A 24,498-nucleotide genomic window follows, 5' to 3' on the forward strand; every position below is an offset into this window, starting at 1 on the left:
CCGCGTCACCGCGCGACGCGCTTTGTTCTGTCAGGCCCTGCGTACTGAGTGTTGTTGCCGGGCGCGTACGGTGGACGCGCCCTCTTTCCTGCATGCCGCGCGGACGAACCCGCCAGCGCCCTTTCCACGGCGCTTCGCCTCGGGCGAGCCGACGCGCCGTTCCGAGACTTACTGCGGACGGAAGCCGTAGAGATCGCCGTCATGCGTCTGCACGACGAGCGTATTGCCCGCGAGCACCGGCGCGGCGGTGATCGCGCTGCCGTCGGTCGGCGCGCGGCCCACGAGTTCGCCGTTGTCCGTGCTCAGGAAATGCACGAAGCCCTTGTAGTCGCCGAGAACGACCGCGCGGCCGAGGATGAACGGCACGCTCACCTGGCGGTTCTTGAGCTTGTCGTTCTTCCAGACGGGCGAACCGTCGGCGGCACGGAACGCATTCACGACCGACCAGTCGTCGCCCGCCGCGACGATCTGCTCGTCTTGCGCGAGGCCGCTGTCGCTCGAGAAGTTCTTCTCCCACACCGCACGGCCCGAATTGGCGTCGAAGCAGCCGATCTTGCCCTGGAACGTGACCGCGCAGGTCTGCGCGCCGACGAGACCGGGCGCGCCCGTGACGTCGTTGATGCGCTCGACTTCGGTCACGCCCTTCGGATACGACACCGGCGCTTGCCAGTAGGCATCGCCCGTTTGCAGGTTGATCGCAGCGAAGTTGCCGCCCGGGAAGCCCGCGAGTACCGCCTGACTGCCGGCGAACGTCATGCCGGCGGCCACGCGCAGATTCAACGGCACGGCGCGCAACTGGAAGATCCACTTCTGCTCGCCGGTCTGCGCGTTGAACGCGACCACCTTGCCGTCGATGGTGCGCACGATCACGAGGTCGTTGCCGACGAGCGGCGGCGAGATGATTTCGCCCGGCGCGGTCGCCGTCCACAACTGCTTGCCGTCGGGTCCGAGCACGTACACCGCGCCCTTCAGGCCGCCGACCGCCGTCAGATTGCCATCGCTGCCGACGCCTGCCGACAGGTCGTCCTTGAGCTTCGTGCGCCAGACGTCCTGGCCCGTTTTCGCGTCGATCTTCGCGACGGTGCCGTTTTCGCCCGCGGCGTAGACGGCGTCGCCCACCGCGACCGGCGAGAACAGATAGCGGCCGGCCTTGCCGACGCTGGCCTTCCACGCCTGGCTGACGTTCAGCACCGGCTTGAACTCGACGAGCGGCGTCGGCACGCGGCGCTCGTCCTTGGTCGACGAACAAGCGGCCAGAAGCACGGTCATCGCGCAGGCGAGCGGCACGGCGAAGCGTTTCAATTGGATCATCGGAGGACGCAACATGAATGTGAATTCGGTTGACCGGCGCGGCCGCGAATCGCTTGCGGGCGACACGCGGCGCGGCGGCTTGATTGGCGAATCGGCTTCGGCGCTAGCGGAGCGCCGAACGGCGGAAGCGATGCGGATCAGCCGCCGAGCGCATCGAGCTTGAACTGGACCAGTTGCCGCGCGGATGTATCGTTCGGCGGCAGCGCGCCGAGGGCCGTCTGGTAGGCGGCGCGCGCATCGTCGCGCTTGCCTTGCGCGGCGAGCAGATCGCCCCGGCGGTCTGCGATCACGCCCTTGAACGCATCGAGCGGCGCGTCGGCGAGCAGCTTCAGGCCGGCGTCGTAGTTTTTCTCGTCGGAGAGCACGAGCGCGAGGCGCAGCTTCGCGATCTGCTTGTACTCGTCGTCTTTCGCGTGATCGACGGCCCACTGCAACTGCGCCTTCGCGCCGGCCGTATCGCCTGCCATATATAGGGACTTCGCCGCCAGAAGCGCGCTCATCTCGGCGTAAGCGGTGCGGCCGAACTTGTCTTCCATGTCCGATGCGACCCGCGCGACGAGCTTCTGATCGCTGCCGTTGACGGCCTGCTGAAGCTGGTCGTACAGCACCGAAGCCTCGGCAGCCTGACGCCGCTGCCAGTAATTCCAGCCGTTGAAAGCGGCCGCAACGACGAGCGCCACGAGCACGATCCACGTCGTGGTGTTACCCCATTTGGCCCACCAGGCCTTGACACTTTCCAGCGATTCTTGTTCGTCGTGGTAACTCATCGTCCAGCTATTCCTTCCTGCGTTTCATGGCCCTTCGTTCGCGTGGCGCGATGGCGGAACGCGCTTACACGCGCTCGCACGCGCTTGCACTCGATTCCGCCGGATGCGCACGGCTTCGCTTCGATGCCTATGCTTTAGGCATCCTCGTCCGCGGCGGTTGCAACCATCGCATTGATTAGGTATTCGGTCAAGTCTTCCGCCGGAACGTTCACCTGCTCGTTCTTTTGCGCATCGGCCGTTTCGTCGCCCGAGCGGCGCAGCGGCTTCACGCCGATCATGCCCTGCGCGAGTTCGTCCTCGCCGAGCACCACCGCGAACGCCGCGCCGCTTGCGTCCGCCTTCTTCATCTGCGACTTGAAGCTGGAAGACGCGCCGTCCGGGCTGCAATGCAGAATCACGTCGAGGCCCGTGTCGCGCAGACGCTCGGCCACGATGAACGCCTGCTCCGCGGCCTGCTCGCCCTGATGCACGACGTAGACGTCCGTGCCCTCGGCATCCGGCACCAGATTTTCTTCCTTCAGCAGTTCGAGAATGCGCTCGACGCCCATCGCCCAGCCGCATGCGGCGGTGGGCTTGCCGCCGAGCTGTTCGATCAGCGGATCGTAGCGCCCGCCGCCCGCCACCGTGCCCTGCGCGCCGAGCTTGTCGGTCACCCACTCGAAGACGGTGAGGTTGTAGTAATCCAGGCCGCGCACGAGACGCGGGTTGATCGTGAACGGAATATTGTTGGCCTTCAGCAGCCGCTGCACGCCTTCGAAGTGCTTGCGCGACTCATCGCCCAGAAAATCGACGAGCTTCGGCGCGTTCTGCGCGATCTCCTGCATCGCCGGATTCTTCGTGTCGAGCACGCGCAGCGGGTTTGTGTAGAGACGGCGCTTCGCTTCCTCGTCGAGTACATCGACGTGCTGTTCCAGATACGCGATCAGCTTCTCGCGGTGCGCCGCGCGTTCGTGCGCCTGGCCGAGCGAGTTCAGTTCGAGGCGGATGCCCGTCAGCCCGAGGTCGTCCCACAGGCGCTGACACATCATGATGATTTCCGCGTCCGTATCCGGACCCGCGAAGCCGAGCGCCTCGACGCCGACCTGATGGAACTGGCGATACCGCCCGCGCTGCGGACGCTCGTGCCGGAACATCGGGCCGATGTACCACAGGCGCTTCGGGCCGTCGTACAGCAGGTTGTGCTCGATGGTCGCGCGCACGACGGCCGCCGTATTTTCCGGGCGCATGGTGAGATGCTCGCCGTTCAGCGCGTCGGTGAAGCTGTACATCTCCTTCTCGACGATATCGGTCACTTCACCGATACCACGCGTGAAAAGCTGCGTATGCTCAACGATCGGCGTGCGAATGTTCTGATAGCCGTATGCGCGCAGCATCGACTTCACGGTGGTTTCGAAGAAGTCCCACAATGCGGCATCCTGCGGGAGGATGTCGTTCATGCCCTTCACGCCCGTCAGCTTCGCGAGCCGTTTCTTCTGTTCAGTCATCTGTCTTTAGATTGATGCCGCGGACGTTTCGACGCGCTTGCCGTAAGTGCGCTCGACGTAGTCGCTAACGATTTGCTGGAATTCTTCGGCAATGCGCTCGCCGCGCAGCGTCTTCACCTTCACGCCGTCGACGAACACGGGCGCGGCCGGATTTTCGCCCGAACCCGGCAGGCTGATGCCGATGTTCGCGTGCTTCGACTCGCCCGGCCCGTTGACGATGCAGCCCATCACGGCGACGTGCATCTTTTCGACGCCGGGGTACTGATCGCGCCAGACGGGCATCGAATTGCGCAGGTAGGTTTGAATCTGCGACGCGAGTTCCTGGAACAACGTGCTCGTCGTGCGGCCGCAGCCGGGACACGCAATGACCATCGGCGTGAACGAGCGCAGGCCCATGGTCTGCAGAATCTCTTGTCCGACGACCACTTCGCCGGTACGCGCGCCGCCCGGCTCGGGCGTGAGCGAGATGCGGATGGTGTCGCCGATGCCCTCTTGCAGCAGCACCGACAGCGCCGCCGTGGACGCCACGATGCCCTTCGAGCCCATGCCCGCCTCGGTCAGGCCGAGATGCAGCGCGAAGCTGCAGCGTTTGGCGAGTTCGCGATAAACCGCGATCAAGTCCTGCACGCCGCTCACCTTGCACGATAGGATGATCTTGTCGCGTCCGAGCCCCAGTTCCACGGCGCGTTCCGCCGAGCCGATGGCCGACTGGATCAGCGCCTCGTACATCACGCTTTGCAGCTCCCACGGCGTCGCGCGGGCGGCGTTTTCGTCCATCATGCGCGCGAGCAGGTCCTGATCGAGGCTACCCCAGTTCACGCCGATACGCACCGGCTTGTCGTACTGGATTGCCGCTTCGATCATCTGCGCGAATTGCGTGTCGCGCTTCGCGCCCTGTCCGACGTTGCCCGGGTTGATCCGATACTTCGACAACGCCTCGGCGCACGCCGGATGCTCGCGCAGCAGCAAGTGGCCGTTGTAGTGGAAGTCGCCGACGAGCGGCACGGTCACGCCCATGCGGTCGAGCTGCTCGCGGATATGCGGCACGGCCGCCGCCGCTTCGGGCGTATTCACCGTGATGCGCACGAGTTCCGAGCCGGCTTGCGCGAGTTCCTTGATCTGGATCGCAGTGCCGATGGCGTCGGCCGTATCGGTGTTGGTCATCGACTGGACGCGAACGGGCGCATCTCCGCCGATGGTCACGAGCTGGCCGCCCCAGCGCACGTCCACCGCATGGGACGAACGGCGCGGCAACGGACCGCCGAAGACCGGCTCCGTCGAACAGATTTTGCTGCTAATCAGGGATTGAGCTTCGGATTGCATCGAAAAACCCTTTGGCAACCGCGGGCGCTGACAGGCAGCCGGAGTTGCTTGAATGGAACCTCGAACGGGCGTCACGGCAAAGACCGTGGCGCCCCTGACTTGTCCGCGCGCGTCGCGCGGAGCCTCAAGCCGCCCGCGTGATGTCCTTACGGCAGCGAGAAGCGCGCGACGTTTCCGCGGGCGGAAGAATACTTCTTGGCGTCGACGGGCTCTTCATCCACGGAGAGCGACTCGACGCCCCTCGCGTTTCCGACCGTCACCTTGAACGGCGCTTCGCCTTGAACGCGCTGCGTGCTGCCCGCGCGCACCAGTCCGGAGAAGACTTCCTTGCCGTCCTTGCCGCGCACGCTGAACCAGCTATCTTCCTTCACTTTCAATTCGACGGCGTTCGTGCCCTTGCCCGTGGTTGCCACGGTCGCGGCCGAAGCCGGTGCCGTCGCAACAGCCGCCGATGCCGCCTTCGGCGCGGGCGCGGCGACTGCGGGCGCGCTCGCGCTCTGCACCGCCGTGATGGTGGACGACGACGCCGGCAGCGCGTTCGTGCCGAGCGGACGCGGCATCGGCTGCTCGCCGGGCGCGGCCGCCACTTCGGGCAGCGAGGCCTCGCCGGTGTTCGCGGCGGCGGCCTCGTCGGGCGTCGCGACTTGCGACGCGGCCGGCTTGTCGCCGGACGTGGACGCGAGCCCCGCGCCGGTGCTCGACTTGAGCCGCGCAAGCCACGCCGAAGAATCGCCGCCGGTATGCCACATCACGAGCGCAGCGAGCACCGCGACGATCGCCGCGACGCCCCACAGCCACGAACGCTTGCGGCCCGACGAATTGCCGAGCGGCACGGACACGCGGCCGCGCGGCAAGCCCGCGCCCGACGACGCCGGTACCTTCAGATTGTGCTCGACGGGCACGCCGTCACGCCGGAACGCCTGCGTGAACGGCGCCGGGTCGGCGCCGAGCACTTTCGCGTAGCTGCGCACGATGCCCGCCGCGAACGTCCGGTCGGGCAACTGGCTGATGTCGCCTTCTTCGAGCGCGGCGAGCTTTTGCGACGACACCTTCAGCCGGGCGGAAACGTCGTCGATGGACCATCCCTTGGCGTGCCGGAGTTGCACGAGACGCGCGCCGACTGCCTGCAACGAGTCCAGCGTCTCCGGCTGGCCCTCGCGCGATGCCGCCCCTCCGACCCGCGTCCGGGCATCATGCTGATCGCCGGACATTTCGTCGGTATGACTGCCGAAAGGCGTCGGGTGTTGCGGCTCACTCATCCCAAATTCCTCGCATCGATTCTTTTATATTGCGCTGCCGCGCCGTCAGGTTCAAAAGCACTGAACGATACAACTCCGGCGCCGTTGCAGACCGCTTTATAACAAAATGTTCGCCTTCGCGCGGCGCTTGCCTCATGGTCGTTGCCGTCTCGCCATGTCGGAGTGTGGGCGCAGCCGCGAATCCGTCAGACCGCGCGCACCTCGATCACCTTGCTTCCCGCGCGGTTCGTGCGCTCGGCGAGCCGCGTGCGATCCTGCACCGCGCCCGCGAGCTGACCGCATGCCGCGTCGATGTCGTCGCCGCGCGTCTTGCGCACAGTCGTGACGACGCCCGCGTCGATCAGTACCTGCGCGAACCGTTTGATCTGCTCGTTCTTCGAGCGCGTGAGGCCGGATTCCGGGAACGGATTGAACGGAATGAGGTTGAACTTGCACGGCACGTCGCGCGTCACCGCGAGCAATTCGCGGGCGTGAGCCTCGCTGTCGTTCACGCCGTCCAGCATGCAGTATTCGAACGTGATGAAGTCGCGCGGCGCGACCTTCAGATACCGCTGGCAGGCCGCCATCAGCTCGCGCAACGGATACTTCTTGTTGAGCGGCACGAGCATGTCGCGCAGCGGATCGTTCGGCGCGTGCAGCGACACCGCGAGCGCCACGGGAAGATCGGCCGCGAGCCGGTCCATCATCGGCACGACGCCGGACGTGGACAGCGTGACGCGGCGGCGCGACAGGCCGTAGGCGTTGTCGTCGAGCATCAGGCGCATGGCCGGCACGACGGCGTCGTAGTTCAGCATCGGCTCGCCCATGCCCATCATCACGACGTTCGTGACGACGCGCTCGCCCTTGCCCGGCCCGCCGACGTCACGCCCGAGCGACTTGCGCAGCGCGAACTCCGCCATGCGCAACTGGCCGATGATCTCGCCGGTCGTCAGATTCCGGGAGAAGCCTTGCTTGCCGGTGGAGCAGAACCGGCAGTTGACCGCGCATCCCGCCTGCGACGACACGCAAAGCGTGCCGCGCGTCTCTTCGGGGATGAACACGGTTTCGACCGCGTTGCCGTTGCCGACGTCGATCAGCCACTTGCGCGTGCCGTCGGCGGAAACGTGGTCGCGAATGATGTCGGGCATCGCCAGCGTGGCGCGACCCTTGAGTTTTTCGCGCAAAGATTTCGCGAGATCCGTCATGCCGTCGAAGTCGTCGGCGCCAAACTGATGAATCCAGCGTTGCAATTGCTTGGCGCGAAACGGCTTTTCGCCGAGACTGCCGCAGTAAGCGACCAGCCCGGCGGCGTCGAGATCGAGAAGATTGACGGTGCTGCTGCTCGTCATGTCGAGTTCTGCCATTTCCAGATTGCGAAGCCCGGGCGCTTGCCCGGGACCGTTCGCGCCAAATTCCTGCTTATTTACAACTCATTTTGCAGCTATTCTTGTGCTGAGGCGCGTTTGACCGCGCCCTTGAACAGGCGCGGCGACCAGCACAGGAATTAACGCGAGTAGACGTTCACTTCCGGGAAGAAGAACGCGATTTCGTGGCGCGCCGTTTCCGGAGCGTCGGAGCCGTGCACGGCGTTCGCGTCGATGCTGTCGGCGAAGTCGGCGCGAATCGTGCCCTTGTCAGCCTTTTTCGGGTCGGTGGCGCCCATCAGGTCGCGGTTCTTGGAAATTGCGTTCTCGCCTTCCAGCACCTGGATCATGACCGGACCCGACACCATGAACTCCACGAGGTCCTTGAAGAACGGACGCGCGGCGTGCACCGCGTAGAACTTCTCTGCGTCGGCGCGCGAGAGATGAACCATGCGCGACGCGATGATCTTCAGACCAGCGTTCTCGAAACGGCTGTAGATCTGGCCGATAACGTTCTTTGCCACTGCGTCCGGCTTGATAATCGACAGGGTGCGCTCGATCGCCATGAAAAACTCCAAAAAATGAACGGTTTACGGATTAAAACGAATCGACAATTGTAGCACGAAGCAAGGTATGATTGCGATTGAAACCTTACGGCACCGTAAGGATCAAAGCATGCGTGGGCTGGCTGCATGCGGGCTGTGAAATAGAGCGGGCAAGCATTGAATTCTGCGCGCGCCGCAGCCATATTGGAGCAAAACGCGGTATCTCAATGGACCAGCCGTGCACCATTGCGATACTAATACTGGCTTAAGACAGCGACGTTAGGATCCCGTGTAATCAGAACGTAGCGGTAAAACTGAACGACGGACAATTGGAGCAAGGAGAAACCATGAACGAATCACCCTACGGCTTCGGCCGCACTGGCGCCGTCACCTCGGTCGAGGTGCGCAACAAGGTGCTGCGCAATACTTACTGGCTGCTGGCGCTCTCGATGGTGCCGACGGTTCTCGGCGCGTACATCGGCGTCGCGACAGGCTTTTCGCTGTTCGCGGCCACGAGCCCGGCAATGAGCTTTATCGCGTTCCTCGCCATCGCGTTCGGCTTCATGTTCGCGATCGAAAAGACGAAGAACAGCGGCATGGGCGTAGTCGTCTTGCTCGGCTTCACGTTCTTCATGGGACTGATGCTCTCGCGCCTCTTGAGCTTCATTCTCGGCTTTTCGAACGGGCCGCAGCTCATCATGATGGCGTTCGGCGGCACGGGCGTGATTTTCGCGGCCATGGCCACCATCGCGACGGTCAGCAAGCGTGATTTCTCGGGGCTGGGCAAGTTCCTGTTCATGGGCGTGATCGTCATTCTGCTCGCCGCATTCGCGAACATCTTCCTGCAACTGCCAGCGCTGATGATGACGATCTCCGTGCTCGCCATCGTGATCTTCTCGGCGTACATGCTGTTCGACGTGCAGCGCGTCGTGAACGGCGGCGAGACGAATTACATTAGCGCGACGCTGGCCATCTACCTCGACCTGTACAACGTGTTCACGAACCTGCTGGCGCTGCTCGGCATCTTCGGCGGCAATCGCAACTGATTGCGAAACCGCTTCGCTGAAACGAAAAAAACCGGCCTTCGGGCCGGTTTTTCTTTGCCTGCTGAAAACGCGCGAAGATCAGTCCCGCTCGAACAGCGCGATCGATTCGACGTGCGATGTATGCGGGAACATGTTCACGACGCCCGCGCCCTTCATCCGGTAACCGGCCTCGTGCACGAGCAAACCGGCATCGCGCGCGAGCGTCGCCGGGTTGCAGGATACGTAGACGATGCGCTTGGGAAGAATCGCGTCGTCGCCGCTTTGCGCGATGTCCGCGAGCGCCTTCGACACCGCGAGCGCCCCTTCGCGCGGCGGATCGATCAGGAACTTGTCGAAGCGGCCGAGCGCGCGCATGTCGTCGGCGGTGACTTCGAACAGATTCCGGCACGCGAAGGACGTGTGTCCATCGACGCCGTTCGCCTTCGCATTCTCGAGCGCGCGAGCCGTCAGCGCCTCGCTACCCTCGATGCCCACCACTTCGCGCGACACTCGCGCGAGCGGCAGCGTGAAATTGCCGATGCCGCAGAACAGATCGAGCACGCGATCGGTGCGTTCCGCCGCGAGCAAGCTCAACGCGCGGGACACGAGCACGCGGTTGATCTGATGATTGACCTGCGTGAAGTCGGTCGGCTTGAACGGCATACGGATGTCGAATTCCGGCAGCGTATATGCCAGTTCGCGGTCGAGCGGATAGAACGGATAAACGGTGTCCGGACCCTTCGGCTGCAGCCAGAACTGCACGTTGTGCTCGTCGGCGAACGCGCGCAGCAGCGCTTCGTCGGCTTCGGTCAGGGGTTCCAGAATGCGCAGAACGAGCGCCGTCACGTCCGAGCCCACCGCCAGCTCGATCTGTGGCATGCGATCGCGGATCGACAGCCCCGCTACGAGATGACGCAGCGGCACGAGCATCCCGGAAACGTGCGGCGGCAGCACTTCGCAGCTCGTCATGTCGGCAACGTAGCTGCTCTTGCGCTCGTGAAAGCCGACCAGCACGCCGCCCTTCTTTTCGACGTGGCGCACGGTGAGCCGCGCGCGATAACGGTATCCCCACGACGGACCATGAATCGGCCGGAACATGGTTTCCGCGCGCAGCTTCGCCAGATGCTGAAGATTGTCTTCCAGCACGCGCTGCTTGACCGCGATTTGCGCGCGTACGTCGAGATGCTGCATCGAGCAGCCGCCGCACGTGCCGAAGAACTGGCACTTCGGCTTCGTGCGGATTACCGCTTCGCGCAGCACCTTGACCACCTGCGCCTGCTCGAAGCTCGGCTTCTTGCGATAGCTCGAATAGCTCACGCGTTCGCCCGGCAACGCGCCTTCCACGAAGATGACCTTGCCCGGCTCGCCGTCCTCGTTGACCGTGCGGCCGACGCCGCGCGCGTCCATATCGAGCGCGTCGATTTCGATTTCAGGCGCGACGAACGACGGATCGGGCGTGACGGACTTCGCGGGCGCCGCGCGGCGGCGATGCGGATTTTTTCGAGCGGCTTCAGACACCTGCGTACTTCCTGACTGACGTGATAGCAAAGGCGAGATTGTAGACGAACCGTCAAGAACTCATCGGCCGAACGCGGCCAGATACTCGGCCCAGTGCGGCGACGTTTCCTGCGCGAGCGCGTTCTTCACGAAGTTGACCTCGTCGCTGTATTCGTCGGCCGAGAAGCCGCCGCGCATCAGTTGGAAGCGGCAATACATCAGATACGTGTTGACGACATCCGTCTCGCAATAATTGCGGATCTCGTCGAGCTGGCCGTCGCAGAAGGCATCCCACACCTTGCCGCCGTCCATGCCGAGCTTGCCGGGAAAGCCGCAGAGCTTCGCGAGCGCGTCGAGCGGGGCGTTGGCGCGCGCCTGATACATCGCGAGGACGTCCATCAGGTCGATATGCCGCATGTGATAGCGACTGATGTAGTTGTTGAATTTGAATTCGCGGTCGTCCTGGCCGAGGTCCCAATACCGCGGCGCGGCGATGCCATGCACGAGCGCGCGGTAATGCAGCACCGGCAGATCGAAACCGCCGCCGTTCCATGATACGAGTTGCGGCGTGTATTTCTCGATCACGCGATAGAACGACTGAATCAGCGCCGCCTCGCCGTCGCCGGGCGCGCCGAGCGAGCGCACGCGAAAGCCGTTGTTGTCGCGAAACACGCATGAAATAGCCGCGACGCGTTGCAAATGGTGCGGCAGAAAATCGTTGCCGACGCGCTCGCGGCGCATCTGGAACGCATAGTCGGCGACTTCGCGATCCGAAAGATCGGCGGGCAAATCTTCGAGACGGCGAATGCCGTCGACATCGGGGATCGTCTCGATGTCGAATACGAGAATCGGTGTCATTGAATCCTGGGAATGCGGCAGAACAAGTGCGACGACGCCCTCGCGGGCGCCAGGTAAGCGCTAAAGCACGGCGTCCTTGCGAACGCCGTTGGACGCGAAGAAACGCTTGAGCCTCACGAGCGCCTCCTGCTGAATCTGGCGCACGCGCTCGCGCGTGAGGCCCATTTCGTCGGCCAGCTCTTCCAGCGTGGCCGGCTCGATGTGATTGAGTCCGAAACGTCGCTCGATCACATGCCGATGCTTGTCCGACAGCCGCGAGAGCCATAGCCGCGTCAGCGTTTCCAGTTCGCGGTGCTGCACTTCGGCATCCGGCGACTGGCTTTGATCGTCTGAAAGCAGGTCGAGCAGGCTGCTGCCCGGATCGAGGTCGAGCGGCGCGTCGAGCGAAGCGGTGTGTTCGTTCAACGCGAGAATGTCGGTGACTTCCTCGGGCGTCTTGCCGGTGAGATACGCGATATCGTCGATGCTGGCGTCGCGGCGCTCGGGCGCCACGGGATCGTTCGCGTTGGCCGAGTTCTTCTCCAGATGGCGCTTCGCGCGCAGCACCTGATTCAGTTCGCGAATCACGTGGACCGGCAGCCGCACCGTGCGCGCCTGATTCATGATGGCGCGCTCGATGCTTTGACGTATCCACCACGTCGCGTAGGTCGAGAAGCGGAAACCGCGCGTCGGATCGAATTTCTCGATCGCGTGCATGAGGCCGAGGTTGCCTTCCTCGATCAGATCCAGGAGCGGCACGCCGCGATTCAGATAACCCTTCGCGATACTGACGACCAGCCGCAGATTGCGCTCGATCATGACCTGCCGCGCTTCGAACTCGCCGGCCTTCGCGAGACGTGAATACCGCTGCTCCTCCTCGACGGTGAGCAGCGGCTTCACGCTGATGCGATTCAGGTAATGCTGAATTGTGTCGGCCGTGAGTTCGGCCTGAAGCAGCGAGCGGAAATCGTCGGCGTCGGGCGGGGAATCGTTTGCGCCGTCGGCGGTTTCAGCGCCGTCTTCCGCGCGCTTGCCGCGGCCCGCGCCGTCTTCGTCGGAATCGACATCGACGTCGATGTTCTCGGCGTCCTCGTCGCGGGTAGAAGCGCCCTCTTCCACCGACACTTGCAAAGGTCGGCTGATCGTCTCAGTCTCGGCTTGCGGCAGGCGGCGCTTCGTTTTCGGCATGATGGCTCCGCTTTTATTGCGGCGGCAAATACTTCAGTGGGTCAACAGGTTTACCCTGCCGGCGAACTTCGAAATGCAACATCACACGGTCCGAATCGCTGTTCCCCATCTCAGCGATTTTCTGCCCTTTAGTCACCGCGTCCCCCTCTTTTACCATCAAAGCGCGGTTATGTGCATATGCCGTGAGAAAAGTCGCATCGTGCTTGATGATAATGAGATTGCCGTAGCCGCGCAGCCCATTTCCGGAGTAGACCACCCGTCCATCCGCCGAAGCGTTGACCGGATCTCCCGCCGCACCGCCGATGTTCAAACCCTTGTTCTTCGCGTCGTCGAACGTGCCGAGAATCGGGCCTCGCGCCGGCCAGATGAACGCCGGCTGCGCTGCCGCCGTCGCGCTGTTGTCGACGCCCGCCGCCACGCCCGGTGCCGCGCCTGCCGCAGCGCCCGGCGCGGTTCCCATGCCGGAACTCGGCCCGTAGTACGGCGGCTGGGTCGCGCCCGTTGTTGCGCCCGTTGTTGCGCCCGTGGTTGCGCCTGTCGTCGCGCCCGGCTGCTGCGCGCCGCCGTTGAGCGGCTGCGCTTGGACTGCGCCACCTGCGATCGGCGCGGTCGACACGCCCGGCGTCGCCGCGGCGACATTCGCTCCCGGCGGCGCGACGCGCACCAGTTGACCGACCTCGATCTGATTCGGGTTGGTCAGATTGTTCCAGGCAGCGATGTCGTGATAATTCTGACCGTTTTCCAGTGCGATCCGATATAGGGTGTCGCCCGGTTTCACGCGATAGAAGCCCGGCGGCGGCGGACCGTTGGACGCGGCGGCCTGGGCGGCATCCGTCCCGATGGGCGCGCCGGTCCTATCCACCACCGGCGCCATGTCCATGCGCGTCGAACACGCCGCCAGCACAATTAGCGCAACGACGCACACGCTGCGCTGCGCCGCCGTCAGGCGAACGTTCGCACTCCCTACTCGCCAAGCACGCAAGATACTCATCGGTGTCAAATCACTCCGGATTTCAAAGGTACAAAGAAAACGCGATCCAGCTGCGACTCGCGCCACTGCGTCGCCGAAAGGCGCGTGACGAGCGTCAGCACCTGCGACTGCGCGGCCTGCGATCCGACCGGCGCGACGAGCCTGCCGCCGACAGCCAGTTGATCCAGCAAGGCTTGCGGGACGTCGAGCCCCGCGCACGCGATGACGATCGCATCGAACGGCGCGGCCGCGGGCAGGCCGAGACGGCCGTCGCCGTAGTGCAGCCGGATGTTCGGCACGCGCAGCGGCCGAAGATTGAGCTTCGCGCGCTCGGACAGCGGCCGCACGCGCTCGATCGAATAAACCTCGGTCGCGACCTGCGACAGCACCGCCGCCTGATAACCGCAGCCGGTCCCGATCTCCAGCACCTTGTCGAGCGTGCGGCCGGCCGCGACCAGTTCGATCATGCGCGCGACCACGGAAGGCTTCGAGATGGTCTGATGGTGACCGATCGGCAGCGCCGCGTCTTCGTACGCCTGCGCGGCGAGCCCGGGATCGACGAACATGTGGCGCGGCACGACCGACATGGCGTTCAGCACGCGCGGATCGGTGATGCCGTTCCCGCGCAGCCGCTCCACCATGCGCTCGCGCACGCGTTCGGAGGTGAGCGTCTGCGTGCTCGTCAACGCGACGTTCGGCGCGCCCTTCTTCGTCGCGGCGTTGGTGTTCGCGTTCAGATCACGCTCGGCGGGACGCTGCGTGGTTCGCAACGCGCTCGTGCGCGGATGCGGCGCCTGCGCCGGACTGCGGGCTAAAGGAGAAGTCGCTGCGGGAACCGGCTTCCCGTTCCCCGTCTTGGCAGCGAAACCGGACGCCGCTTTCTGCGCGCCGGCCGCCGAACGCAACGCGCCCGGCGCGACGGCAGGCTTCACGCGCGACGCATCCGCGCGGCCGCTCGGTTTGCGCGGCTCGCGTACCAGGTCCGCGAGCGCCAGCGGAAAGCGCTTGGCGCGCTCGTCCGTCATGAGCGGCGGCTCCCGGCGGCGGCCCATTCGCGCGTCTCGGCCATGAGCTTCGTGTGCGTCAGGTCGAGTTGCAGCGGCGTGATGGAGACATAGCCGTTCGCGACGGCGTGAAAATCGGTGCCTTCGCTGGCATCGAGCGCATCGCCCGACGGCCCGATCCAGTAAATCGGATTACCGCGGGGGTCCGTCTGCCGGATGACCGGCTGCGAAGGATGCCGCTTGCCGAGGCGCGTCACGCGCCATTCGCCGAGCTGGTCGTACGGCAGGCTTGGAATATTGACGTTCAGCAACGGATGACCCGGCATCGGATGATCGAGGAAATGCGCGACGATTTCCGCTGCGACGCGCGCCGCATCTTCCAGATGAAGCCAGTCTCGGCCGACCAGCGAAAACGCGATGGCCGGAATGCCGAACATGAAGCCTTCGGTGGCGGCGGCGACCGTGCCCGAATACAGCGTGTCCTCGCCGACGTTCTGGCCGTTGTTGATACCCGACACCACGAGGTCCGGCTGCTCGTCCAGCATGCCGGTGAGCGCGATATGCACGGAGTCGGTCGGCGTGCCGTTCACGAAGTTGAAACCGTTCGGCGCGCGATGAATGCTCAACGGCCGCGACAGCGTGAGCGAGTTCGACGAGCCGCTGCAGTTCTGCTCGGGCGCCATCACGGTCACGTCGCCGAGCGGCTGCAAAGCGTCGTGCAGCACGTTGATGCCGCGCGCCAGATAGCCGTCGTCGTTGCTGAGTAGGATTCGCATCTGACGATTGTAACCGAGGAAAGATGACGCGCGAACGCGCGCGCGGGCTCGTCCGGAGCGCTGCCGTGCCCTACACTGACCGCCTCGACGACGAGGAGACGACATGCGCGCTGTTCGCTGCAATCAATACGGATTACCCGACACGCTCACCATCGAGACGATGCCGGACCTGCACCCCGAAGCCGGCGAAATCATCATCGACGTGAAGGCGGCGAGCGTCAATTTTCCGGACGTGCTCATCGTTCAGAACAAGTATCAATTCAAGCCGCCGCTGCCCTTCACGCCGGGCGCGGAGTTGGCCGGCGCGGTGCGCGAAGTGGGCGCGGGCGTGACGCGCTTTACGCCCGGCATGCGCGTGGCCGCGTACACCGCGCACGGCGCGTTCGCCGAGCAGGCGCGCGCGAGCGAGACGGCGTGCATCGCGCTGCCCGATCACGTCGATCTCGCGCAGGCCGCCGCCTTCACGCTCGCCTACGGCACGTCGTATCACGCGCTCGTGGATCGCGGTGAACTGAAGGCCGGCGACACGCTGCTCGTGCTCGGCGCGGCGGGCGGCGTCGGGCTGGCGGCGGTGCAGATCGGCAAGATCGTCGGCGCGCGGGTGATCGCGGCGGCATCGAGCGCGGAGAAGCTCGCGTTCTGCCGCGAGCACGGCGCGGACGATGTCATCGACTACACGAAGGAAGACGTGCGCGAGCGCATCAAGGCGCTGACGGGCGGCAATGGCCCGGATGTCATATTTGATCCCGTCGGCGGCGCGTATGCGGAACCGGCGTTTCGCAGCATCGCGTGGCGCGGGCGATATCTCGTCGTCGGCTTTGCGAACGGCGAGATTCCGAAGCTGCCGCTCAACCTCGCGCTCCTGAAAGGCGCGAGCATCGTCGGCGTGTTCTGGGGCGATCACATGCGCCGCGAGCACGCGCTCGCGGATCGCGAATTCGCGACGATGGTAGAGTGGATCGAAGCGGGCAAGCTGCGCCCCGTCGTCACGAAGCGCTATACGCTCGAAGAGACGCCGCAAGCACTCGACGACATGATGAATCGCCGCGTGACGGGCAAGGTCGTGATCGAGCCGTGATCGAGCCGTAGACCGCTGCTATCTCACAGCTTCTCGGTATCGCCGGTTTTCGGCTGCCACTTCATGAGCCGCCGCTCGACGAGCGCGACGAGCCCGTCGAGCACCAGCGCGAACGCTGTCAGCACGAGAATGCCGGCGAACACGGTGTTGATGTCGAACGTGCCTTCCGCCTGCAGAATCAGATACCCGACGCCGCGCGCCGAACCGAGATACTCGCCCACCACCGAGCCGACGAACGCGAGCCCGACCGACGTATGCAGGCTCGAAAACACCCAGCTCGTCGCGCTCGGCAGATACACATGACGCAGCAGTTGCTTGCGGTTCGCGCCGAGCATGCGCGCGTTCGCGAGCACGACGGGGCTCACTTCCTTCACGCCCTGATACACGTTGAAGAACACGATAAAGAAAACGAGCGTCACGCCGAGCGCGACCTTCGACCAGATGCCGAGCCCGAACCACACCGCGAAGATCGGCGCGAGAATGACGCGCGGCATCGAGTTGGCGGCCTTGATGTAGGGGTCGAGTAGCGCGCTCGTCGTCGGCGCGAGCGCGAGCCAGAGCCCGACCGCAAGCCCCGACACCGTGCCGATCACGAACGCGAGCACCGTCTCGATCAGCGTCACCCACAGATGAATATAAATCTCGCCGCCGCTAAACCATTCCCAGATTCGCACGAGCACCTTCTGCGGCTCGCCGAAGAAGAACGCGGCCTTGTTGGCGTCGTCGAAGTAAAAAGGCGGCAAGAGCGTCGGGCTCGTGAGCACGTACCACACGACGAAGCACGCGACGAGCAGCAGCCACTGCCACAGCGCGAGATTGGCCCGATTTGAACGATTAGGGCGCAGCTTGTTCCACATGTTCGTATTCTTAATTTGCGACGGTGGGCTTCAATTGCTGCTGATAACCCTTGAGCACTTCCTCGCGCAGCACGCCCCAGATCAGCGCGTGCAATTCGACGAAGCGGGGATGCGAGCGAATCTCGGCGACATCGCGCGGACGCGGAAGGTCGATCGCGAACTCGCCGATGGGATGCGTGCCCGGCCCCGCCGACAGCACGACGACGCGATCGGACATGGAAATGGCTTCGTCCAGATCATGCGTGATGAAGAGCACCGCCTTGCGCTTCGCGGCCCAGAGTTCGAGCAGTTCGTTTTCCATCAACTGCCGCGTCTGGATGTCGAGCGCGGAGAACGGCTCGTCCATCAGGATGATGTCGGGATCGAGAATCAAGGTCTGCGCCATTGCGACGCGCTTGCGCATGCCGCCCGACAGTTGATGCGGATACCGGTCGCCGAAGCCTGACAGTCCCACGCGCTTCAGCCACGCTTCGCCGCGCGAGCGCGCTTCGTCCTTCGGCACGCCGTCGAACGCGAGGCCGGCGATCACGTTGTCGAGCGCGGAGCGCCAGGGCATCAGCGCGTCGGCCTGAAACATGTAGCCGGCGCGGCGGTTGATGCCCTTCAGCGGTTCGCCGAACACGCTCACCGTGCCCGACGACGGCTGCAGCAAGCCCGCCGAGATGTTGAGCAGCGTGGACTTGCCGCATCCCGTCGGGCCGACCACGGACACGAACTCGCCGGGCGCAATCGACAGCGTGGTATCGCGAACGGCGGTATAGCGGTCCTTACGATTCTCGCGCGACGCGAACGTGCAGGTGACGCCCTGCAGCGCGAGCGCGGGTTGGTCGGGCGTCGCCATCGGCTACGCCTTGACCGAGGCGAGCGCCTTCTTCACGAAGTCGTTCGTCCAGGTCTTCGACAAGTCGATCGGCTTGCCCTTCACGGTTTCGTCGAAAGCCTGGAGCGTTTTCAGCGACGTGGCCGGGCCGTCGTCCGGCATCAGGCCATCGGGTGACATGGCTTCCTTCACGTGCTGCCACGAATCGAGATACAACGCGCGGTCGCCGAGCAGATAGCCTTCCGGCACCGTCGCGATCAGTTCCTTGCCCGATGCCGATTGCAGCCACTTGAGCGCGCGCACCATTGCGTTGGTGAGCGCCTGCGTCGTGTTCGGATTCTTGCTGATGAAGCTCTGCGACGCGTAGAGACACCCCGCGGGCATGTTGCCGCCGAACACCGTGCGGGTATCCGCGAGCGTGCGCGTGTCCGAGACGATGCGAATCTCGCCCGCGCGGTCGAGCTTGGTCATGACGGGATCGAGGTTCGCCATGGCGTCGATCTGCCCGGACTCCAGCGCCGCGATTGCGCCCGCTCCCGCGCCGACGCCGATAAACGACACGTCCGTCGCCTTGAGACCGGCCTTCGCGAGCACGAAGCTCGCCATGATCGACGTCGACGATCCCGGCGCCGTGACGCCGATTTTCTTGCCCTTCAGGTCCGCGACGGACTTGTAGTTGGGCATCGCCTTCTTCGATACAGCGAGCACGATCTGCGGCGCGCGCCCTTGCAGCACGAACTCGCGGAAATACTGGTTCTTGGCTTGGAGCAAGAGCGTGTGCTCGAACGCGCCGGACACCACATCCGCGCTGCCGCCGACCGCCGCCTGCAACGCCTTCGCGCCGCCGGCGAAATCGGCGATCTCGATGTCGAGTCCTTCGTCCTTGAAGTAGTTGCGGCGCTCCGCGATGGTGAGCGGCAGATAGTAGAAAAGGTTCTTGCCGCCGACGGCGATCGACACCTTCGTCTGTTCCGGCTTGCCTTGCGCGAACGCGAGCGGCATGCCCGTCACTGCGCTACCCGCGAGCACGGCGCCGCTCGCGATGAACGTCCTGCGTTTCATCGTTGTTGTCTCCTGTCCACCGGATGTCGCATAAAGCGCGCTCCGGTTGCTTGTCGTTCTGGTCTGCGCTGCCGGCCCGGGTGACGCGATTCGCTCAGATCACCTTGGCCGCCCGCAGTCGCGCGATATCGTCAGGATGATACCCGAGCGTTGTAAGGACTTCATCGGTGTGTTCACCGAGTTGCGGCCCGAGCCAGCGCGTCTCGCCGGGCGTGTCGGACAGTTTCGGCGTGACGTTCGGCAGCGTGATCTCGCGGCCGTCCTGCCAGGGGAAGCGTTGCAGCATTTGCCGCGCGATGTACTGCGGGTCCGAGAACATGTCGGCGACGCTGTAGATGCGCCCGGCCGGCACGTCGGCCGCATTGAGCACGGCGAGCGCCTCGTCGATGCTGCGCGTCGACAGCCACGCGGCGATGGCGTCGTCGATTTCCTGCGTGCGCGGCACGCGGCCGTCGTTCGAGGCGAGCGCCGGATCGTTCGCGAGATCGGCGCGGTCGATGGCGGTCATCAGCCGCTTGAAGATGGGATCGCTGTTGCCGCCGATGACGATGCTGCCATCCCGGCACGGATACGTGTTCGACGGCACGATGCCCGGCAGCGACGCGCCCGTGCGCTCGCGCACGAGACCGTACACGCCGTATTCGGGCACCACGCTCTCCATCATGTTGAAGACGGCTTCGTAGAGCGCGACATCGACCACCTGCCCTCTGCCGCCGTTCACCTGCCGATGATGCAGCGCCATCAGCGCGCCGATCACGCCGTGCAGCGCGGCAATCGAATCGCCGATGGAAATGCCGATGCGCGGCGGCGGCAAGTCCGGATAGCCGGTGATGTGCCGCAGGCCGCCCATCGATTCGGCGATCGCGCCGAAGCCCGGACGATCGCGATACGGCCCGGTCTGGCCGTAGCCGGAAAGCCGCACCATCACGAGGCCGGGGTTCTCGGCAGAGAGCGTTTCATAGCCGAGACCGAGCTTTTCCAAAAGACCCGGCCGGAAGTTCTCGATGACGATGTCCGCTTCCTTCGCGAGCCGCCGGACGATTTCCTTGCCCTCTTCGGCCTTCAGGTTCACGGTCACGGACTTCTTGTTGCGCGCCTGCACCGCCCACCAGAGCGACGTGCCGCCGACTTCCGGATACAGCTTGCGCCACTTGCGCAGCGGATCGCCGCCGTTCGGGTCTTCTATCTTGATGACGTCCGCGCCGAACTCGCCCATGAAGCGGGCCGCGAACGGCCCCGCGATGAGCGTGCCCAATTCGAGCACCTTGACGCCGGCGAGCGGCCCCGCGGTTGCGCTCATGTTTTCGTCTCCTTTGTTTTTGTACGGGCTTTCAGAGCGGCAGATCCAGCGGCTTGAAGCGCGGCGTGCCGTCGGCGAGCGTCTCGTTGAACATCGCGGCGGGCCGCACCCACAGGCCGCGCTCGTGTGGCCACAGGTGTTCGTAGACGATCATCGCTTCCTCCGTTTCGGAGTGCCGGGCCACGCCGATCACGCGATACAGCCCGCCCTTGTAATGCCGATGCGTGGCGAGCGCGAGAGCTTCGCTTTCTGTCATGAGGTCTTCCTTATACGGAGCGCCGGTCGAGCATCGCGCGCGCGATGGTGCCCGCATCGACATATTCCAGCTCGCCGCCCACCGGCACGCCGCGCGCTAGCCGCGTGACCTTGAGCCCTTTCGACTTGAGCGTCTGCGCGAGGTAATGCGCGGTGGCTTCGCCTTCGTTGGTGAAGTTCGTCGCGAGCACGACCTCTTGCACGACGCCATCCAGCGCGCGGTTGATCAGGCGCTCGAAGTGAATCTCCTTCGGCCCGATGCCGTCGAGCGGACTCAACCTGCCCATCAGCACGAAATACAGCCCGCGATACGTGAGCGTCTGTTCGAGCATGATCTGGTCGGCGGGCGTCTCGACGACGCACAGCAGAGCCGGATCGCGCTCCGGATCGAGACAGACTTCGCAGATCGGCGCCTCGGTGAAGGTGTTGCACTTCTCGCAGTGGCGCAGATGCTCGGTCGCGAACAGCAGCGAATTGCCGAGCTTCTCGGCGCCGGCGCGGTCATGCTGCATCAGGTGATACGCCATGCGCTGCGCGGATTTCGGGCCGACGCCCGGCAGCGCGCGCAGCGCCTCGACGAGCGCCGAGAGGGCGGAAGGTTGTTTCATGTGTCCTTCGTTGGCATCGAAACGCGCCGAATGCGCTTCGGCGCGCGCGATCAGAACGGCAGCTTGAAGCCCGGCGGCATCGGCATGCCGGCGGTCATGCCGCTCATCTTCTCTTGCGTGGTGGCCTCGGCCTTGCGCACGGCGTCGTTGAACGCGGCGGCGACGAGGTCTTCGAGCATGTCCTTGTCGTCCGCGAGCAGGCTCGGGTCGATCTGCACGCGCTTCACGTCGTTCTTGCAGGTCATCGTCACTTTCACGAGACCGGCGCCCGACTGGCCCTCGACCTCGATCAGCGCGAGCTGATCCTGCATCTTCTTCATGTTTTCCTGCATCTGCTGAGCTTGCTTCATCAGCCCGGCGAGTTGGTTCTTCATCATGGTGCGGCTCCTTCCTGAAAAGCGGATATGCGGATGGCGGCGAGCGCGCCGCGACGTGCGGCGGCGCGCTTCGGGATTCAAGCCGCACATGCGGCGAATGTGCGGCGTGTCTTGCTGCTTACTGTACCGTGCCCGTCAGGCGGATGCGCCCGGCGTATGTCCGCCCGATGCGGCAAGCGGCCTGATCGAGCCTTGCACGATGCTCGCGCCGAAATCGCGGATGAGCGACTGCACGAACGGATCGCGCTGGATTTCCTGCTCGGCCTCCTGCTGCTTCTTCGCGCGTTCGGCTGCGTCGAGCGCGGCGGCCGTGCGGCGCGCGGGACCGACGCTGACATTGACTTCGACGGCGCGGCCGAGCTTCTCGGCAAGCGCGCTCTTGAGCTTCGCGACGTGGCCGGCGTCCTTGTACATCGGCACGGCGACAGTGAGCGTGACCGAATTCGCGTCGCAGGCGGTCAGTTCGCTGTTGAACGCGAGCTGATACGCGACGCCTTTGAGCGGCAGATCGGCGGCGAGCGCCGCCCATTCGATATCGACGCCGAGCGCATCGAGCGGCACGGCGGGCGGCAACGGCGCGGTGTCGACCTTTGGCGCGGACTTCGGCGCGGGTTCGCTGCCAAAGCGCATGTCGTCGGGGCCGTTGTCAAATGCGGGAATATAACCGTCGTCGGGCGGCATGAAATACGCATCTTCCGACGATGCCGGGGCGTAGTCGTCCGGCGGCATGTCCTCCCACGGCGGGATCACTTTCGCGGCGGATTTGGCTTGCGGCTCGGGCGCGGCTGCGGGTGCCGGCGCCGGTGCCGACGCGGAGGCCGCTTGAGCCGCCGGGCGGCGCGGCTCCGGAACCTGCACTTTCACCGCAGGCTTGGCGACGTTGGCGACAGGCTTGGGCGCAGCGGCCGGCGCGTTCGCCTGCCCCGCCGCCGATACACCGCGCCCCGGGCGACCCGACGACAGCCGCATGCCTGCGCTGCGCAGCACTTCGAGCGCGGCGCTGGCTCCGCTTCCGGCGCGCGAAGGTGCGGAGGAAGGCGCGGGAGATTCCATGGTTGCAGCGGCGTCGACCGTCTGTCGCGCGGCGGCGGAAAGCGGCGCGGGCGCGGCGGGCGGCTCGTTGGCGGCTTTGTCTTCTGGCTGCGTCGCGGAGACGAGCGATGCGGCTGGCGCTGCGTTGGCTGTGTTGGCGGCTTCGTCTTCCGGGCGAGTCGCCGACGCAAGCGACGCGGCTGGCGCTGCGCTGTCCGCATCGGCAGCTTTGTCTTCCTTGCGAGTCGCGGAGACGCGCGACGCCGTTGACGGTGCGCTGTCTCTCTCGCCGGCTTTGGCTTCCGAGCGAGTCGCCGACGCAAGCGACGCGGCTGGCGGTGCGTGGTCCGCATCGGCGCCTTCTTCCGGGCGAGTCGCGGAAACGCGCGACGCATCCGCGCGTTCGATGTTCGTTGCGGATGCTTCGTCACCAGCAGTTGACGCGGGCGATGCGTACGCCGAAGAATCGACGCTACGATCACGAGCCGGCGCTTGCGGCTCGCGCGTCGCCGCAGATGCCCCGCTCGCCGCCTTCGCGGCAACCGGCGCGGGCGCCACCGCGCGTTCGGCCATCGCGCCCGCGAGCGCCGCGCTGCGCTGCGGCTTCGTCGCCTGCGGCGTGTTCACCGCGAGGCCGCCGCCACCGCCCGGCCCGCCTGCGGGCTCGAACGCCAGCATGCGCAGCAGCGTCATCGTGAAGCCTGCGTATTCGTCCGGCGCGAGGCCCAACTCGCTGCGGCCTACAGTCGCGATCTGATAGAACAACTGCACCTGCTCCGCGGACAGCGCATCCGCGAAGCGGCGGATATCGTCGGCTTCGGGCCACTCGTCCAACACCGACGACGGCGCGAACTGCGCCCACGCGATGCGGTGCAGCAGGCTCGCCAGATCCTGCAGCGCAGTCGAAAAGGACAGGCTGCGCAACGCCATTTCGTCCGCGATGGCGAGCACCCCCGCGCCGTCGCCGGCGGCGAGCGCGTCGATCAGACGGATCAGATAGCTTTGATCGAGCGCGCCGAGCATGCCGCGCACGGCTTCCTCGGTCACCTGATTCGCCGAATACGCGATAGCCTGATCGGTCAGCGAAAGCGCGTCGCGCATGCTGCCATCCGCCGCGCGCGACAAAAGCCGCAGCGCCTGCGGCTCGAACGCGATGTGCTCTTCGCCGAGAATGTGCTCGAGATGCGAGACGATATGCCCCGCCGGCATCTGCTTCAGGTTGAACTGGAGGCAGCGCGAGAGCACCGTCACCGGAATCTTCTGCGGATCGGTGGTGGCCAGAATGAATTTGACGTGCGGCGGCGGCTCTTCCAGCGTCTTCAGCATGGCGTTGAAGGCGTGGTTCGTGAGCATGTGCACTTCGTCGATCATATAGACCTTGAAGCGCGCATCGACCGGCGCATACACCGCGCGCTCCAGCAGCGCGGCCATTTCATCGACGCCGCGATTGCTCGCCGCGTCCATTTCCACATAGTCGACGAAGCGGCCTTCGTCGATTTCCCGGCACGCGCGGCACACGCCGCACGGCTTCGAGCTCACGCCCGTCTCGCAATTGAGCGCCTTCGCGAAGATGCGCGAAAGCGTCGTCTTACCGACGCCGCGCGTGCCCGTGAACAGATAGGCGTGATGCAGACGGCCGCCGTCGAGCGCGTGCGTGAGCGCGCGAACGACATGCTCCTGGCCGACGAGCGACTCGAACGATTTCGGCCGCCATTTGCGTGCGAGAACTTGATAGGTCATGCGCGAAATTGTATCAGCAACGACTTGCGGCAAACGCGCG

At 65.1% G+C, this 24,498-nt stretch carries 23 protein-coding genes; 2 read left to right on the plus strand and 21 right to left on the minus strand.

Annotated features, from left to right (window positions below; genetic code table 11):
- Window positions 1-168: 168 nt before the first annotated feature.
- The 7 genes from bamB to ndk all read right to left on the minus strand — a co-directional run bounded on the left by bamB (window position 169) and on the right by ndk (window position 8,053).
- On the minus strand, window positions 169-1,311 hold the full coding sequence (gene bamB, locus NCR34_RS08045) for an outer membrane protein assembly factor BamB (protein WP_250499587.1): 1,143 nt from the start codon (window positions 1,309-1,311) through the stop codon (window positions 169-171).
- Between the two features lie 137 nt (window positions 1,312-1,448).
- Entirely contained in the window at window positions 1,449-2,078 is a 630-nt protein-coding gene (locus NCR34_RS08050; RefSeq protein ID WP_248319943.1) for a tetratricopeptide repeat protein, read from the minus strand.
- A 134-nt stretch (window positions 2,079-2,212) separates the two neighbouring features.
- Window positions 2,213-3,562 (minus strand): histidine--tRNA ligase, encoded by a 1,350-nt coding sequence (gene hisS / locus NCR34_RS08055; protein WP_250499537.1) that lies wholly within the window; start codon window positions 3,560-3,562, stop codon window positions 2,213-2,215.
- Between the two features lie 6 nt (window positions 3,563-3,568).
- Window positions 3,569-4,885, minus strand: a complete 1,317-nt coding sequence (gene ispG, locus NCR34_RS08060; protein WP_250499538.1) for a flavodoxin-dependent (E)-4-hydroxy-3-methylbut-2-enyl-diphosphate synthase — start codon at window positions 4,883-4,885, stop codon at window positions 3,569-3,571.
- Window positions 4,886-5,031: 146 nt separating this feature from the next.
- A complete protein-coding gene (locus tag NCR34_RS08065) occupies window positions 5,032-6,144 on the minus strand; it encodes a helix-turn-helix domain-containing protein (protein ID WP_250499539.1) in 1,113 nt (370 codons plus the stop codon).
- A 185-nt stretch (window positions 6,145-6,329) separates the two neighbouring features.
- A complete protein-coding gene (rlmN, locus tag NCR34_RS08070; protein ID WP_244849066.1) occupies window positions 6,330-7,472 on the minus strand; it encodes a dual-specificity RNA methyltransferase RlmN in 1,143 nt (380 codons plus the stop codon).
- A gap of 155 nt (window positions 7,473-7,627) precedes the next feature.
- Window positions 7,628-8,053, minus strand: a complete 426-nt coding sequence (gene ndk, locus NCR34_RS08075) for a nucleoside-diphosphate kinase (protein ID WP_248319946.1) — start codon at window positions 8,051-8,053, stop codon at window positions 7,628-7,630.
- A 326-nt stretch (window positions 8,054-8,379) separates the two neighbouring features.
- On the opposite strand from ndk, the gene NCR34_RS08080 reads away from it, so the two are divergent.
- Window positions 8,380-9,078, plus strand: a complete 699-nt coding sequence (locus tag NCR34_RS08080) for a Bax inhibitor-1/YccA family protein (RefSeq protein ID WP_206466506.1) — start codon at window positions 8,380-8,382, stop codon at window positions 9,076-9,078.
- A gap of 78 nt (window positions 9,079-9,156) precedes the next feature.
- Here the strand turns inward: NCR34_RS08080 and rlmD are convergent, their stop codons facing one another.
- The 6 genes from rlmD to surE are packed head-to-tail and all read right to left on the minus strand — an operon-like array spanning window position 9,157 to window position 15,329.
- Entirely contained in the window at window positions 9,157-10,575 is a 1,419-nt protein-coding gene (rlmD, locus tag NCR34_RS08085) for a 23S rRNA (uracil(1939)-C(5))-methyltransferase RlmD (RefSeq protein ID WP_502800062.1), read from the minus strand.
- 60 nt (window positions 10,576-10,635) lie between these two features.
- The gene (locus NCR34_RS08090; protein ID WP_175940446.1) at window positions 10,636-11,412 is read right to left on the minus strand and encodes a 3'-5' exonuclease; all 777 of its coding nucleotides are present in this window, start codon (window positions 11,410-11,412) and stop codon (window positions 10,636-10,638) included.
- A gap of 60 nt (window positions 11,413-11,472) precedes the next feature.
- Complete coding sequence (rpoS, locus tag NCR34_RS08095; protein ID WP_248319948.1) at window positions 11,473-12,579, minus strand: RNA polymerase sigma factor RpoS; 1,107 nt, start codon at window positions 12,577-12,579, stop codon at window positions 11,473-11,475.
- A 13-nt stretch (window positions 12,580-12,592) separates the two neighbouring features.
- Entirely contained in the window at window positions 12,593-13,570 is a 978-nt protein-coding gene (locus tag NCR34_RS08100) for a peptidoglycan DD-metalloendopeptidase family protein (RefSeq protein ID WP_250499540.1), read from the minus strand.
- A 5-nt stretch (window positions 13,571-13,575) separates the two neighbouring features.
- Window positions 13,576-14,574 (minus strand): protein-L-isoaspartate(D-aspartate) O-methyltransferase, encoded by a 999-nt coding sequence (locus NCR34_RS08105; protein WP_248319950.1) that lies wholly within the window; start codon window positions 14,572-14,574, stop codon window positions 13,576-13,578.
- Entirely contained in the window at window positions 14,571-15,329 is a 759-nt protein-coding gene (gene surE, locus NCR34_RS08110) for a 5'/3'-nucleotidase SurE (RefSeq protein ID WP_248319951.1), read from the minus strand. Before surE ends, NCR34_RS08105 begins: the two co-directional genes overlap by 4 nt.
- A 103-nt stretch (window positions 15,330-15,432) precedes the next feature.
- On the opposite strand from surE, the gene NCR34_RS08115 reads away from it, so the two are divergent.
- The gene (locus NCR34_RS08115; RefSeq protein ID WP_250499541.1) at window positions 15,433-16,407 is read left to right on the plus strand and encodes an NADPH:quinone oxidoreductase family protein; all 975 of its coding nucleotides are present in this window, start codon (window positions 15,433-15,435) and stop codon (window positions 16,405-16,407) included.
- 23 nt (window positions 16,408-16,430) lie between these two features.
- Here the strand turns inward: NCR34_RS08115 and NCR34_RS08120 are convergent, their stop codons facing one another.
- The 8 genes from NCR34_RS08120 to NCR34_RS08155 form a co-directional block, all read right to left on the minus strand.
- Window positions 16,431-17,264 carry an ABC transporter permease gene (locus NCR34_RS08120; protein ID WP_250499542.1) on the minus strand — a complete coding sequence of 278 codons (834 nt, stop codon included), beginning with the start codon at window positions 17,262-17,264 and terminating at the stop codon, window positions 16,431-16,433.
- Between the two features lie 10 nt (window positions 17,265-17,274).
- Window positions 17,275-18,105, minus strand: a complete 831-nt coding sequence (locus NCR34_RS08125; protein WP_250499543.1) for an ABC transporter ATP-binding protein — start codon at window positions 18,103-18,105, stop codon at window positions 17,275-17,277.
- A gap of 3 nt (window positions 18,106-18,108) precedes the next feature.
- Window positions 18,109-19,146, minus strand: coding sequence for an ABC transporter substrate-binding protein (locus NCR34_RS08130; protein WP_250499544.1), 1,038 nt, complete (start codon window positions 19,144-19,146; stop codon window positions 18,109-18,111).
- 94 nt (window positions 19,147-19,240) lie between these two features.
- The gene (locus NCR34_RS08135; protein ID WP_250499545.1) at window positions 19,241-20,446 is read right to left on the minus strand and encodes a CaiB/BaiF CoA transferase family protein; all 1,206 of its coding nucleotides are present in this window, start codon (window positions 20,444-20,446) and stop codon (window positions 19,241-19,243) included.
- A 31-nt stretch (window positions 20,447-20,477) separates the two neighbouring features.
- Complete coding sequence (locus NCR34_RS08140) at window positions 20,478-20,702, minus strand: DUF1653 domain-containing protein (RefSeq protein ID WP_175940455.1); 225 nt, start codon at window positions 20,700-20,702, stop codon at window positions 20,478-20,480.
- 10 nt (window positions 20,703-20,712) lie between these two features.
- Window positions 20,713-21,309: a recombination mediator RecR gene (recR, locus tag NCR34_RS08145; protein ID WP_248319957.1), complete on the minus strand. Its 597-nt coding sequence runs from the start codon at window positions 21,307-21,309 to the stop codon at window positions 20,713-20,715.
- Between the two features lie 50 nt (window positions 21,310-21,359).
- Window positions 21,360-21,686, minus strand: a complete 327-nt coding sequence (locus tag NCR34_RS08150) for a YbaB/EbfC family nucleoid-associated protein (RefSeq protein WP_159836360.1) — start codon at window positions 21,684-21,686, stop codon at window positions 21,360-21,362.
- 135 nt (window positions 21,687-21,821) lie between these two features.
- Window positions 21,822-24,458: a DNA polymerase III subunit gamma/tau gene (locus NCR34_RS08155; protein WP_250499546.1), complete on the minus strand. Its 2,637-nt coding sequence runs from the start codon at window positions 24,456-24,458 to the stop codon at window positions 21,822-21,824.
- Window positions 24,459-24,498 lie beyond the last annotated feature (40 nt).

Source organism: Caballeronia sp. GAWG1-5s-s (genome assembly GCF_023631445.1).
Taxonomy (GTDB): Bacteria; Pseudomonadota; Gammaproteobacteria; order Burkholderiales; family Burkholderiaceae; genus Caballeronia.